The 14,259-nt window shown below is 69.7% G+C and carries 11 protein-coding genes; 5 read left to right on the forward strand and 6 right to left on the reverse strand.

The window, feature by feature from the left end:
* Positions 1–7 precede the first annotated feature (7 nt).
* From fadE16 to ABI214_RS01705, 3 genes are all read right to left on the reverse strand, one after another.
* Entirely contained in the window at positions 8–1,135 is a 1,128-nt protein-coding gene (gene fadE16 / locus ABI214_RS01695; protein WP_348605490.1) for an Rv1679 family acyl-CoA dehydrogenase, read from the reverse strand.
* On the reverse strand, positions 1,135–2,091 hold the full coding sequence (locus tag ABI214_RS01700; protein WP_348605492.1) for an Rv1678 family membrane protein: 957 nt from the start codon (positions 2,089–2,091) through the stop codon (positions 1,135–1,137). The genes fadE16 and ABI214_RS01700 overlap by 1 nt, the downstream gene beginning before the upstream one ends.
* A gap of 1,207 nt (positions 2,092–3,298) precedes the next feature.
* The gene (locus ABI214_RS01705; RefSeq protein WP_348605494.1) at positions 3,299–4,948 is read right to left on the reverse strand and encodes an alpha-keto acid decarboxylase family protein; all 1,650 of its coding nucleotides are present in this window, start codon (positions 4,946–4,948) and stop codon (positions 3,299–3,301) included.
* Between the two features lie 182 nt (positions 4,949–5,130).
* Here ABI214_RS01705 and ABI214_RS01710 point away from each other — a divergent pair, with 182 nt between their 5' ends.
* The 5 genes from ABI214_RS01710 to ABI214_RS01730 all read left to right on the forward strand — a co-directional run bounded on the left by ABI214_RS01710 (position 5,131) and on the right by ABI214_RS01730 (position 10,919).
* The gene (locus tag ABI214_RS01710) at positions 5,131–5,286 is read left to right on the forward strand and encodes a hypothetical protein (protein ID WP_348605497.1); all 156 of its coding nucleotides are present in this window, start codon (positions 5,131–5,133) and stop codon (positions 5,284–5,286) included.
* Between the two features lie 187 nt (positions 5,287–5,473).
* The gene (locus ABI214_RS01715; RefSeq protein WP_348605499.1) at positions 5,474–7,006 is read left to right on the forward strand and encodes a sensor histidine kinase; all 1,533 of its coding nucleotides are present in this window, start codon (positions 5,474–5,476) and stop codon (positions 7,004–7,006) included.
* A 15-nt stretch (positions 7,007–7,021) separates the two neighbouring features.
* Entirely contained in the window at positions 7,022–9,493 is a 2,472-nt protein-coding gene (locus tag ABI214_RS01720) for a glycoside hydrolase family 65 protein (RefSeq protein ID WP_348605501.1), read from the forward strand.
* A 12-nt stretch (positions 9,494–9,505) separates the two neighbouring features.
* Complete coding sequence (locus ABI214_RS01725; RefSeq protein WP_348605502.1) at positions 9,506–10,411, forward strand: universal stress protein; 906 nt, start codon at positions 9,506–9,508, stop codon at positions 10,409–10,411.
* Positions 10,412–10,496: 85 nt separating this feature from the next.
* Complete coding sequence (locus tag ABI214_RS01730; protein WP_348605504.1) at positions 10,497–10,919, forward strand: Hsp20/alpha crystallin family protein; 423 nt, start codon at positions 10,497–10,499, stop codon at positions 10,917–10,919.
* Between the two features lie 3 nt (positions 10,920–10,922).
* Here the strand turns inward: ABI214_RS01730 and ABI214_RS01735 are convergent, their stop codons facing one another.
* From ABI214_RS01735 to ppsA, 3 genes are read right to left on the reverse strand one after another with little or no spacing between them, the layout of a single operon-like run.
* The gene (locus tag ABI214_RS01735) at positions 10,923–11,366 is read right to left on the reverse strand and encodes a universal stress protein (protein WP_348605509.1); all 444 of its coding nucleotides are present in this window, start codon (positions 11,364–11,366) and stop codon (positions 10,923–10,925) included.
* Complete coding sequence (locus tag ABI214_RS01740; RefSeq protein WP_348605512.1) at positions 11,363–11,791, reverse strand: CBS domain-containing protein; 429 nt, start codon at positions 11,789–11,791, stop codon at positions 11,363–11,365. Before ABI214_RS01740 ends, ABI214_RS01735 begins: the two co-directional genes overlap by 4 nt.
* A 3-nt stretch (positions 11,792–11,794) precedes the next feature.
* A complete protein-coding gene (gene ppsA / locus ABI214_RS01745; protein WP_348605514.1) occupies positions 11,795–14,113 on the reverse strand; it encodes a phosphoenolpyruvate synthase in 2,319 nt (772 codons plus the stop codon).
* Positions 14,114–14,259 lie beyond the last annotated feature (146 nt).

Below are 14,259 nucleotides of genomic sequence, written 5' to 3' on the forward strand. Positions count from 1 at the left end.
CCCCTTCCTAGAACAGCGGCAGGCCGGTGACCGCCCTGCCGTAGAAGTCGTAGAGAGCGTCGGCGGTCGGTGCCATCACCGAGCCCGCCCTGGCATCGCGAAACGCTCGCTCGATCGGCAGGTGGTTGGAGAAAGCCGCCCCGCCGCAGACCCGCATCGCGGACTCGGTGATGGTGAGGGCGGCATCGTTGGCGGAGGCCTTGATCCCCAGGACGTGGGTCAGGGTGGCGTCGTCGGGTGCGCCGACACTGGTCGCCGCCATGGCCAGATAGGCCCGTTGGGCGGCGAGAGTGATACCCATCCGCGCAATCTGCGCTCGAATGGTCGGCAGCGCCGCGAGCGTCTGACCGACGTGCTCGAGCCGAGCGCCGCCGACGTGCGAGACGGCGGCAGCGTGCGCCGAGCCCGCCAGGCCGAGCGACACGGCGGCATTGCCCAGGTTGAACCACGGCAACACCGTCTCCATCATCAGCCCGAACCCGGCCGACTGCCCACCGAGCCGCGCGCCCACGGGAACCGTCGTATCGATCGACATCGGGGCCGACGCGTTGCCGCGCAGCCCGAGTCCACTGAACGACCCGACCACCGACAAGCCCGGGGTTGCGCCCGGCACGGCGTACATGTCGACCTCGCCGGCGACACCCGAGGGGGAGCCGGTGGACACGACGTACACATCCGCATGCCCCGCAGAGGTGACCCAACTCTTGTCCGCCCGAAGCCCGACCGCGTCGCCACGTTCGGTCATCGTCGACGTCGACACCGGAGCCCAGAAGTGCGAGCGGGAGCCCTTCTCGCTGAACGCCAAGGTCCCAAGGGCTTCTCCGGTGGCCATCGCGGACAGCAGATTCGGCATGCCCGGCGGCGGCGCGGCGGCGACGGTGACCGCGGCCGCGGCGTGCATCAGGTAGATCATCGCGGTGGAACCGCAGACGGCGGCCAATTCGCCCACTACCTCGGTGAACTCGACCGGTCCCGCGCCGAGTCCGCCCACCTGCTCCGGCAGGGTCAGGCCCAACAGCCCGCTACTGCGCAGCGCGCCCACCGCCTCGGCGGGAAACACGCCGTCGGTGTCGACCCGCGCAGCGTGTTCGGCGGCTACCTCGACGACCTGCTGCAATGCGTCCGTCGAATACATCAGTCTCCTTGGGTCTCGGGTGAACGAGCGGCGTCCACGTCCGTTGCGGGAGCGGACTGCACGAGCAGGCGTCGGGTCGCAGCGGCCACCACCGCGGCGCTCACGAACACCGCTGCGGTCGTGGCGGTTGCGCCGAGCCAGACATCGGTTCTGCCGAGCTGGACATAGATCGACACCGCGGCCGCGGCTGCCAGTACTGCGGCAGCCGATGCGAGTACCGGCACTCGCGCCAGCGCGGCCGCGAGCATCAATGCCGACACGGCGAGCAGGACCAGCGCGCCGACCAGGTTGTAATTACCGAGCGAGAACTCGAGCTTCTCGTATCCGACGAGCCCGCCGAGCGGTGCACGCCAGGCATTTCCGAGGGAGACGACGAGCGCGACGAGCCCGGTCACGGCGAGGACCGTTCCCCAACCGCACAACAGTCGCCGAGCTACCGGCGCGCCGACTCCGCGCGCACTCGCTGCTCGGACGGCGTCGACGGCGGCGTACTGCGCACAGGGCGTGAGCAGCAGCACGAGGTGAATACCGATCTGCATCGCGTACGCCCACGGCCATTCGCCCGGCGCCTCCGCGGTCGAGAGGCCGATCGCGATGGATTGACCGACGCCGATCAGCGCGGCCAGTCGCACCGCAGTCCCGGTCAGCAGCAGCACCGCGAGTACCGATTCCACTAGGAGGGTCAGCCACCCGAATGCGGTGAAGTTCGGCAGCACCACGTGCTCGATCAGCCAGCTGAACGGCGGCAGCACCGGATACTCGACCGCCTCGTGGGTGAGCTGGTACAGCCCGGTGTCGGCGTGTTCACCGAAGTCCGGCGGTGTCTTCCACACGACGTTGTACAGCCACAGCAATCCGGCCAGAATGCGCAGACCCGCCAGAGCCACACCGGAGACCCGCGGTGGCGGTGGCTCCGGGGTGAAGACCAGGTCGAGCGCACGGCCACCCCAGTGCATACGACAAGTGTCACAGCAGTGGGACGCGGGCGTCCATGCTTTGGCCGCGATGGCAACAATCAGCCCCGAGGCTCTGCGCCGCCGTGGCAGGGGAGTCGGTGAACGGGGGCCGATGACACTGGCGGCGATCTTGGCCGGCATGACCGGTTCGGGGATGGTCATCGGGTAGGGGAGTCGTGGCGCTGAGCCGACGGCTACGCCGTGCTGTGCGCCGGCCGAGCCGAGCGCTGAGGCTGCGGGAGATGGACGGATCGACGAATAGGATCGGTGTCTGGGCACTCACTCGGGGGCACCAATTCCTGGAGCCCGGCGTCCGGATCCCTGGGGGGCTCGTGCACAGCGCAGGGGAGGTGAGCGAAATGATAACGCGCACATGGATATTCGGCATTATCCATGACGGTGGTGTGGACGTCCACCGGAGCCGGCGGGGCAGCGTGGTCGGTCTCGCGGTCACCGTACACCGGGACGCTGCGACCACGCATGTGCAATGCGCGCGAACTGTCGCGAATGTGCGGATGGTCGCGCTGATCGTCACAAGCTGTGCGAGTCGGCGCGGCGTCGGTGGATCCTGTGCGTGGAATCTCGGCCATCGTTCGGCGGCGCAGCCGGCGGTCGCAGCCGGCCTACGGAACGTCCGGGCAAAGGGTGGGGACGCTGCGCGCGAGTCAGCGTCCCGCACGCGCGATTCCGCGCGCGAGGCGTCAGGATGCGCGCGAAACTGCCGTCGAATGGCTACACCAAGACGAGGTGGGCGCCCGGACCCTGGGGTGGGTCCACCAGGCTCTCGGGGACGGCCCGAAATCCATTACTTGACATAATGTGGATTATCGGCGAAACGGTGAACTGCGGAAATGTCGACGACCCGGTCGTCGTTGTCCGGCGGATCGTCATCGCCGCGGCCGACTCGCCCGCACGTTGATATCGACGTGTCAGTCCGGTCGGCAGTCGGTCGTGTCGCCGGCGCCCGCAGCTTCATCTGTGCGGTCGGTCGACCGGCGACGAACTGCGCGGGTCACCGGACCGTCGATACATCCTTCGAACCGCGTCCTTCGCGCGTGGGCCTGCATCCGTCGTCGCCGCGACGCCAACGGCTCGCTCCGGTGTCCGTTTCTCGCGGATCTGCGCCCCGAGCGGCACTCGCCCGCCGGTTCCGCCCCTCAACGTCCATCCATGTCATTTCGTCACGTGACGAATGAGTCGGTACGAGTTACGGGACGTTGTAGAACGATTCGACGTTCTCGTGCAGCTTCCGGTACATCGGCGGGGCCTCGTAGGCGTCGGTAACGACTTCGATGTAGGCGGCGGCGTCGGCCTGCTCGGCCGTCCTGAGCGCCTCGTCGAGTTCGCCGCAGGTGTCGGCGCGGGCGGTGAACCAGCCCTGGCAGCCCATCGCATGAGGAAGCTCGGTGTAGTTCCAGGCTGCGATGTCGTTGTAGGCGATCGTCTCGTCCTTGCACAGCATGCGCTCGCTGAGGTAGCCGGAGTTGTTGAGCACGAAGACGATCGGGCGCAAGCCGCGCCGACCGAACTCGCCGATCTCCTGGACGGTCATCTGGTGAGAACCTTCGCCGGTGACCAGGACGAGCCGCCGCCCCGGAGCGCCGACCGCGGCGCCGAACGCCGCCGGAGTCGCCCAACCTATCGACGCCCACAGGGTCTGGTTGTGAAACTCCGCGCCCGCGGGCATCTGCGCGAAAGTCAAACCCAGCGAAGAGGTCCCGGTGTCGGACATGATCACGTCGTCCGGGCGAAAGAAGCCGGCCAGGCGCGGATAGAGCGCGTCGGCGGTGATGGCGTCGTCACCATCACCGGTGACCGGTCCGGGCGTCCCGGGTGCGATGTCCGGTCGTCGAAAGCTCTTGCTCTCACGCGCGGACAGGCGCGCGAGGATGTCGGCCATCTCCACGTTCCGGTAGACCACCGAACCCACGGTGGTGCGGTGATGGTCGATGGTGATCGCCTTTGCCGGGTCCAGGCGAACGGTGTGTCCAGCGGTGTTTCCATCGGTCAACATCGCGCCGATCATCACCACGGCGTCGCACGATTCGACGAATGCGCGGACGGGTTCGCCCATCAGCCGGCCGACGTACATGCCGATGTAGTTCGGGTGATTCTCGCCGAGCACCGACTTGTCGCCGAACATCGTCGCGAAGGGCAGGCCTGCGGCGTCGACGAACGCCGCGGCCGCATCCTGCAGGCCGAGCCGCCTGACCAGCACCCCCGGCAGCACGCATGCCTGACCGGCGTTGCCGAGTGCAGCGTTCACCGCGTCGGTGGCCGCCGCCAGCGCCTCGGGATCGCTGGTCGGCACGCTGGGCGCCGGTGCGGTCGCCAGCACGGGCGTGTCCGCGACGTCGCCGGGAATCGCCATGTAGACCGGACGACGGTGGTACAGCGCTGCGGCGATCAGCCGCTCGGTCTCGGATGCCGCGTTCTGCGGCGTCATGATCGCACTGGCGCACACGATCGGCTCCGCCATCGTGTGGAACAGGTCGAATTCGCCGTTGCCCAACGTGTGATGCACCAGCGCTCGCCCTTCCTGTGTCGCCAGGTTGGGCGTGCCGACCACATGGAACACCGCAAGATGTTCGGCGCACGAGCCCGCAATACCGCTCATCGCGGCCAGTTCGCCCACTCCGAAGGTGGTGCACACCGCGCCGACCCCGCGCATCCGGGCATACCCGTCAGCGGCGTAGGCGGCGTTGAGCTCGTTGCTGCAACCGACCCAATTGATCGCGGCGTGCCCGACGATCGCGTCGTTGACGGGAAACGCGTAATCCCCTGCCACGCCGAAGACGTCGCCGACGCCGATCTCCTCGAGTCGCCCCAAGACGTACTGAATGACGGTCCTGGCCATGAATCGATTGTCGATCGACCCACTGAGGGCACGCAACCGTCCGTCGACCCGAGGTCGATCCGGTGCGCTCCCCCGCCTCCGATACGGCCGTACGGTCGTTTATCGATTATGGTTGTCGTTCTTGACAATGGTGACCGTTGAGTGTGTGGTGCGTAAAACCAGGTCAGACGTGGAGCAGGCTGATGACGACGATGGGTGCAGGGTTGACGGTGATCGGGTTCTCGAATCGGATCCATGTGCTGACGTATCTCGGCATCGCCTGCCTGACCATCGGGCTGACGCTCATCCTGCTCGGCGCACTCGACGTCGGTCTCGGCGGCCGTCGCCACTGGTTCTGAGAGTCTTCGCTGGATTTCGGCGGTAAAGCATTGCTGCGCAAGGGGTTTACTTCGGTTCAGTGCCGCCCGTAAGCGGCGTGCGAGCCCGCAGGAGGACCTTTCGCCGCCCCGGCCCTCGTCTCCGGTCGGAGATCTCCACGTTCCGGATGACGCCGTCTGCGTCGCTCGATGGTGGAACAATGACGCTGTGACTCGTACGAGTGATCGGCTCGAGGGTCTCGTCGAGGCGTTGCTGGATGTCACGTCGGGTCTCGAGTTGCCCGATACGCTGCGCCGCGTCGCCGCCGCGGGGATGCGGCTGACCGGGGCGCGGTACGGCGCGGTCGCGGTTCGGGACGAAAGCGGCACCGGGCTGTCGCAGTGCGTGTACGAGGGGGCCGAGGATCCGGGTCGACCGCCGGCGCCGGACAGGGTGCCGGCGGGGCACCCGCCGCTGCGCGCCTTCCTCGAGGTGCCGATCCTGGTGCGCGGACGGATGTTCGGGAATCTGTACCTGACCGACAAGCGGCACGGCGCGTCGTTCGGTGTCGACGACGAGACCCTCGTGCGCGCGCTGGCGTCCGCCGCGGGCGTCGCGATCGACAATGCCCGCCTCTACGACCAATCGCGGGTGCGTCGGCGTCGGCTCGAGGCGTTGCAGGACGTCAGTACCGAGCTGCTGGCGGGTGGCGATCCGGACCGGGCGCTGCAGCTGGTGGCCGACCGCGCGCTCGAGCTCACCGACGCCGATCAGTCGTTCCTGGCGATGCCGGCCGATCCGGACGAACCGGACGACGATGTGGACGAACTGGTGATCGCGGTGGCGTCGGGTCCGGAGTCGGCGCGGGCGATCGGCCGCCACCTCCCCGTCATGCGTTCGAGCACCGGTCGGGCGTTCCGGATGCGCACGCCGAGCAGTTCCGACCGCCTCGAGTACGCGCCGTTCGACCGCGCGCTCGACGCGTTCGGCCCGGCTCTGATCGTTCCGCTCCGGGCTGCGGGCGGTGTCACCGGCGTTCTCGTGACGATGCGTCGACGCGGGCGTCCGGCGTTCGACGCGGACCAGCTGGCGTTGATGACCTCGTTCGCGGACCAGGCGGCGTTGGCGTTGCGGTTGGCCGCCGCGCAGCGGGAGAAGATCGAGCTGGACCTGCTGGCGGACCGGGACCGGATCGCCCGCGACCTGCACGACCACGTGATCCAGCGGCTATTCGCGGCCGGCTTGTCGTTGCACGGCACGCTGGCGCGTCTCGAGTCGCCGGCTCTGCGCGACCGGATCGATTCGACGATCGACGAGTTGCAGACCGTCATCGGTGACATCCGCACGGCGATCTTCGATCTGCACGACGGCTCCGGTGAACCGGGGCCCCTCGGGCAGCGGGTGCGGCGCGCCGTCGCGGACCTGACCGCGAACTGTTCGATGGGAACGGATGTTCGATTACGGGGTTCGCTCGCGGACCTGTCCCCTGTCGTCGCTGACCATGTCGAGGCGGTGGTGCGGGAGGCGGTGGCCAACGCGGTTCGACACTCGGGCGCCGAGTCCGTGCGCATCGTGGTCGACGTCGGTGACCGGGTGACGGTCGAGGTCGTCGACGACGGATGCGGTATCGGGGAGCCCGTCGAGCGCAGCGGTCTGGCCAATCTGTCGGCGCGTGCTGAGGAGGTCGGGGGGACGTTCGAGTTCGGTTCGAGCGGTGCCGGCGGGACGCAGATCGTGTGGTCGGCACCCGTGGCGGATTGAGCGGAGGGACAGGGCATGGTGGCGGTCGGTGCGTCGTTCGATTCCGATTGCGAGTTGTGCACGCTGTCGGCGGCGGCCGGCGAGGCCGGCGAATGGCTGCTGATGTTCACCGGTTTCGACCCTGCGACAGAGGGCCGGCGGGAGGCGCTGCTGACCCTCGCGAACGGGTACCTGGGCACGCGCGGTGCGTTGCCGGAGTGCCGTGCGGACGGCGTCCACTACCCCGGCGTGTACGTGGCGGGCTGCTACAACCGGCTGACCTCGATCGTGGACGAGACGCGGCACGAGGACGAGAGCCTGGTCAACCTTCCGGACTGGACCGGGGTGACGTTTCGCTCCGGCGGCGGCGAGTGGTTCTCCCCCGCGAGTGGATTCGAGTACGAGCATCATCATGTGGGGCTCGATCTGCGCGGCGGGGTTTTGCTGCGGGAATCGGTCGTCGTCGATGGGCAGGGACGGCGTACCCGGTTGCGTCAGCGCCGGATCGTGTCGATGGCGGACCCGCACCTGGCAGCGGTGGACACGGTCGTGCGACCGGAGAACTGGTCGGGCACGCTGGCGCTGCGGTCGACTCTGGACGCGGACGTGCGGAACTCGAACGTCCCGGATCTGCTTCAGTTCGCCGACCGGCATCTGACCGAGGTGAGTGCCGGGGGCCTGGGGGACGACATGATCTGGTTGCGGGCACAGACGAGTCAGTCGCGGGTGCAGGTGTCGCAGGCGGCCCGGACCCGCGTGCGCGTGGACGGGATGGGGGTCGCGGCGACGCATTCGCGCCGGTTCGAGCCCGAGGCCGTGAGTGACCACGTCGCGGTGGAGGTGCGGCGCGGTCAGCGGGTGGAGATGGAGAAGATCGTCGCGGTGTACACCTCGCGCGATCGTGCGATCTCGGAGGCGCTGTCGGCGGCGCAGGAGTCGGCGCACACGGCGCGGGGGTACGAGGACCTGCTGGCAGCGCACGTCGAGGCGTGGGATGCGCTGTGGCGGCGGTTCGCGGTGTCGCTGGACACGGGCGTGCGGTCGCGTCAGGCGGCGAACGTCCAGATCTTCCACGTACTGCAGACGTTGTCGCCGCACACCGCCGACATGGACGTGGGTGTGCCGGCGCGCGGCCTGCACGGCGAGGCGTACCGGGGCCATGTCTTCTGGGACGACGTGTTCGTGTTCCCGCTACTGAACATGCGACTGCCGGAGCTGACCCGCGCGCTGCTGCTGTACCGGTACCGACGGCTGCCGCACGCGCGGCGGCTCGCGGCCGCGCAGGGGCTGCGGGGCGCGTTGATTCCGTGGCAGAGCGGCAGCGATGGCCGGGAGGAGACGCCGCGGGTGCTGTTCAATCCGCGGTCGGGTCGGTGGATGCCGGACCATTCGCGGCGCCAGTACCACGTGAATGTGGCGGTCGCGTACAACGTGTGGCACTACTGGGAGGCGACTGCCGATCTGGGTTTCCTCGCGGCGTTCGGGGCGGAGATGCTGGTGGAGAACGCGCGGTTCTGGGCGAGCCTGGCGGTGTACGACCCGGCGACGGACCGGTTCGACATCCGCGGGGTGATGGGCCCGGACGAGTTCCACGACGGGTACCCGGACCGGCCGGGGACGGGGATCGACAACAGCGCGTACGTGAACGTGATGATCGCGTGGTCGTTGGCGCGGGCGTTGGACGCCTACCGGATTCTGGGCGAGAACGAGGCCGTGGGGCTGTGGGAACGGCTCGACGTGGACGACGCCGAGCTCGAGTTCTGGGATCGCCTGCGCCGGCGGCTGCGGCTGTGCTTCCTGGACAACGGGCTGCTCGCCCAGTTCGAGGGGTACGAGTCGCTGGCCGAGCTGGACTGGGCGGCGTACCGGGCCAAGTACGGGAACATCGGCCGGCTGGATCTGATCCTGGAGTCCGAGGGAGACAGCTGTATCCGGTATCGGGCGTCCAAGCAGGCGGACGTGTTGATGCTGCTGTACCTGTTCACGGCCGAGGAATTGACGTCGCTCATCGAGGAGCTGGGCTACCCGTTCGATCCGGAGACGATTCCGGACACTGTCGAGTACTACCTGGCGCGGACCACGCACGGGTCGACGCTCAGTCGCGTCGCCCATGCGTGGGTGCTCGCGCGTGGAAACCGGCGCGGGTCGTGGCAGATGCTCGGCGAGTCGCTCGAGGCGGATCTGTCGGACACCCAGGGCGGGACCACGCGGGAAGGGATTCATCTGGGCGCGATGGCGGGGAGCATCGACATCCTCCAGCGCTGCTACAGCGGTTTCGACATCCGCGGCGACGTGCTGTGGCTGCACCCGCTGCTGCCCGACGAGCTGCGGGTTCTCGAGTTCGACATCCGGTACCGCGATCACTGGATCCATCTGCGGTGCGATCACAAGGAGCTGACCGTGTCGACCAAGGCGAGTGCGGCCGCGCCGATCCGCGTCGACATCCACGGGCGGGAGTACGAGTTAGCGGCCGGTGAGTGGGTGACGGTTGCGGCGGACGAACCGTGAAAGGCGGTGCGCGTGAACGGGGACGTGGACAGGACAGGCGTCGTGGTCGGGGTCGACGAGTCCGGCGCGGCGTTCGACGCGTTGGACTGGGCGGCCCGGGTCGCGGGGATGCGGCATGCTCCGCTGCACGTGGCGCACGCGCTGCCGACGCCCGGCGTGTACCTGAGCGGGGCGGCCGTGCTGGCGCAGGCGCAGTTCGACGAGCAGCTGCGGGAGTCGGCGGAAGAGGTGACGGCACGGGCGCGGGAGCAGCTCGGCGCCGATCATCCCGAGGTCGAGTTCACGACCGCGATCTATCCGGGACCACCGGCGTCGGCGTTGCTCGACGTCGGCGCGGACGCCGAGCTGCTGGTGCTCGGTGCGACGGGTGCCGGGACGATCGGTGCGGCACTGGTGGGATCGACAGGTCAGCGGGTCGCCAATCACGCGCGGTGCCCGGTCGCGATCTGCCGGGGAGGCCGGGTGCCGGAACACGATCCGCGGCCGGTGGTGGTGGGTGTGGACGGCAGCGAGTCGAGTGTGCGGGCGGTGGGGGTGGCGTTCGAGTACGCGGCGCTGTTCGGGGTCCCCCTGCTGGCCGTCCACACGTGGGGTCCGGATCGGCCGGTGGACCGGCACGGCGCGTTGCGGCTGGTGGACTGGGCGAGGGTGGAGTCGGAGGCGCGGGCGGTGCTCGGCGAGGCGGTCGCCGGGTGGGTCGACGAGTACCCGGACGTCGAGGTGGACGAGCGCCTCGAGCGGAGCAGCCCCGGGCGGGTGCTGATGGAGTACTCGCGACGGGCGCAGCTGGTCGTGGTCGGCAGCCGTGGCCACAGTCGGCTCCGGGGCGTGTTGCTGGGGTCGACCAGCCAGAACCTGCTGCACCACGCGGAGTGCCCGGTCATCGTGTGCCGGGCGACCCACGAGATCGCCGAGTGACGAACGGCCCTGCCCTCTTCCTCGGGATCGGAGTCGAATGGGGTGTGCAACCGGTTCCGTGGTTGCACGACAGCGAGGAGTGGTCATGTCGAATGTTCCCGCGCGTCGCCGGTCCGTATTTCCCGATCTGACCGAGCTGTTCGACGCCTTTCCCGTGACCGGGTTCCGTCCGCCGTTCGGCGGCAATCTGATTCGGGTCGAAGATCGGGTCGAGGAGGACAAGTACGTGCTGCGGGCCGAGCTGCCCGGGCTCGATCCGGCGACGGACATCAACGTCAGTGTGCAGGACGGTCAGCTGACGATCGAGGCCGAGCGGTCGGAGGAGAGGTCGGAGGGCGGTCGATCGGAGTTCGCGTACGGCTCGTTCAGCCGGACGGTGTCGCTGCCGGCCGGTGCGGACGAGGACCAGGTCGAGGCGAGTTACTCGAAGGGCATTCTCGAGGTGACGGTGGGCCTGGTCGCGAAGGAGCACGGCGCCAAGCACATCGAGGTCAAGCCCGGCGACTGAGGGCTATCGCGAGCGCACCACCAGCAGCGGGCACGTCACGGTGTGCAGCAGGGCGGTGCTGGTCGATCCGAGGGTCATGCCCTGGAATCCGCCGCGCCCGCGACCGCCGACGACGATGAGCCGCGCCCCGGTGCCGTGCATGAGGAGGTTGCGCACGGGCCGGTCCTGCACGACGAGCGCGCGAACCGCGACGTCGGGGTATTTCTCCCGCCAGCCGGCGAGGGCCTCGGCGAGGACCGCGCGTTCCGCCGCCTTGGTGGACGGCCATTCGATCCGGTGCCCGAGGTGCGGGGCGACCGTGCCGACCACGGACAGGTCGCGATCGGACCACGCGTGCAGGGCCACGAGTTCCGCGTGGTGCAGCGACGCCTCCTCGAACGCCGCGGCGGTCGCGGGTTCACCGGCCGGCGAGCCGTCGACGCCGACGACGATCGGGGCGGTGATCATGGGTGGCTCCTCGGCGGTGGTGCGGGGGCGGGTCCGGTGCCGGTCAGCGCGCGGACCAGTTCGAGGCGGGTGATCGTGCCGATCGGGGTGAAGCCGTCGACGACGGGCACCGCGTAGGTGTCGGTGTCGGCGAGCGCGGCCGCGACGTGGGCGATGTCGGTCTCGGCGCGCATCGCGAGGACGGGGGTGGTCATCGCGTCGGCGACCGCGCCGGCCGCGGCCGCCCCGAGGTCGGTGTCGGACAGGACCGTTCGGATGCGTTCGAGCAGGTGCGTGGCGGTGAGGATGCCGACGAGATGACCGGCGGCGTCGACGACCTGGAGGGTCGCCTCGGGGGCGGTGCCGAGCAGCCGTGCGGCGTGCGCGAGCGTGGCGTGCTCCGGGACGGTGACGACCTGTCGGGTCATGATGTCGCCGGCGCGCATCGCTCACTCCCCGGCCCGGGCCGTGGCGCGGGCGTGATCGAGGAGGATGCGCCGTTCGGCGGCGGCGATGACGCGTCGGGTGCGGGCCGCGGAGTCCGGCGTCACGGACACCGAGGTGATGCCGCGGCGGACGAGGTGCTCGGCGAGGCGGGTGTCGGTGGAGACGGCCTGCCCGCACAGCGACGTCGTCATCCCGGCGGCGTGGGCGCGGTCGATGATGCGGTCGATGGCGTCGAGCACGGCCGGGTCCATGGTGTCGAACAGGTCCTTGCACACTTCGGAGTCGCGGTCGACGCCGAGCATCAGTTGGGTCAGGTCGTTGCTGCCGATGGAGACGCCGTCGATGCCGAGGCTCGCGTAGGTGGGGATCCAGTACGCCACCGACGGGACCTCCGCCATGATCCACCGGTGCATGCCGCGGTCGGCGCCGAGCGGATGGGCGTCGAGTTGCGCCAGGCATGCGGCGAGTTCCCAGCGGGTGCGGACGAACGGGATCATCAGGTGCACGTTCGGCAGCCGCTGCCGGACCCGGTGCAGCACGTCCAGGTCGAGGGAGAACAGTTCGGGTTCGCGCACGTACCGGAAGCAGCCGCGGTAGCCGATCATCGGGTTGTCCTCGTCCGGCTCGACGTCGCCGCCCTCGAGTTCGGCGAACTCGTTCGAGCGCAGGTCGACGGCCCGATAGACGACGGGGCGGGGCGCGAACGCGGCGGCGATGTGCTCGACGCCGGCGGCCATGTCGTCGACGTACTCCTGGCGGCGTCCGGCGGCGATCATTGCGGCGGGGTGCTTGCCACCGAGCGCGCCGGTGATCATGAATTCGGCGCGGAGCAGTCCGACGCCGTCGACGTCGGTGGCGGCGACGGACTCGGCGGCGTCGGGCGTGGAGAGGTTGACGTACAGCGTGGTGGCCGTGGTCTCGGCGGTCCCGGCGGTCGGCGCCGGCGCGGCCGGTTCGGTCCGGGTGGGCTGCGCGGGTGCCACGGCCCCGGCGTACACGGTGCCGCTGCCGCCGTCGACGGTGATCACCGCGCCGTCCTCGATGACGCGGGTGGCGTCGTGGGTGCCGACGACGACGGGGCGGCCGAGTTCGCGACCGACGATCGCCGCGTGGCAGGTGACTCCCCCGCCGTCGGTGACGATCGCCGCGGCGCGGCGCAGCACGGGCAGCCAGTCGGGGCGGGTCATCGGGGCGACGAGGATGTCGCCGTCGACGAGCCTGCCGGAGTCGTCGAGTGCGGTCAGGACACGCGCGGTGCCGATCGCGGTGCCGGGGCCGGCGCCGAGGCCCCGGACGAGCGGTGTCCGGCCGTCCCGGGCGGGTTCGGCCGTGGACGGCGTGTCGGCGGTCTCTCCCAAGGTGGTGATCGGTCGGGTCTGGACCAGCCACAGGTGGCCGTCCTCGACCGCGAACTCGAGGTCCTGCGGTGCGCCGTAGTGTTTCTCCACCGACGCAGCCAGTTTCGCGACCTCCTGAACCTGCTCGGTGTCGAGCACCTGCCGTGCGCCCTCCGTGGGCGACAGGTCCACCCGCCGGTCGCCGGTGGGCCCCGGCCGGATCGCGAAAGCCTGGGCGCCGATGTGCTTGTCCACCAACGTGAAATCGTCCTTCGACAGCACGTAGGTGTCGGGTTCGACCTGGCCGCCCACGATCACCTCGCCGAGCCCGAGGGCGGCCTCGACGACGATCCGGTCCCGCGCGCCGGTGCGCGGATCGGCGGTGAACGCGACCCCAGAGCGTTCCGAGCGCACCATCAACTGGACGACGACCGCGATCGACGGTTCGTCGTCGTAGCCGCGCAAGGCGCGGTAGGTCAGCGCGCGCGGGGTCCACAGGGACGCCCAGCAGTTTCGGACCGCGTCGATCAGCGCGTCGTCGCCGACGACGTCGGTGTAGCTCTCGTGGATGCCCGCGAACGAGGTGTCGGCGGCGTCCTCGGCCGGCGCCGAGGAGCGCACCGCCACCGGGACGTTGTCGCCGAGATCGTCGTAGGCGCGACAGATCTCGGTGCGCATGTCGTCCGGGAGGGTCACGGAGCGGACGAGGGCCTGCAGTTCCCGTGACTCCCGGGTGAGGGCGGCGTCGTCGGCCGAGCGGAAGGCGGCGCCGCGCGTGGTCAGCTCGCGGCGGAGACCGGCGGCGTCCATCGCGGCCAGGTAGGCCTGCTCGGGGATGGCGAACGCCGGCGGCACCGGGAAGTTCCCGCGGGTGAGTTCGCCGAGATTGGCGGCCTTGCCGCCCACCGATGGGGCGTCCGCGGGGCCGAGACGGTCGATCGATGCGGTCCACCGCTGTCCCGTCGGGGACGACTGGGCTGTCATCTTCGCTCCTCGGTGTGGATGCGGATGCCTGTTCTCAGCAAACACCCGGCGCGGTTCGTGCCACAGGGCCCAAGGTCATCGGTCGGCGGACCGCGGGCGAGGGCACTGCGGCCCTTGTCGCGGTATCGGGCGGCGACGAGACTTGG

Origin of the sequence: Prescottella soli (genome assembly GCF_040024445.1) — a bacterium.
Classification (GTDB): Bacteria; Actinomycetota; Actinomycetes; order Mycobacteriales; family Mycobacteriaceae; genus Prescottella; species Prescottella soli.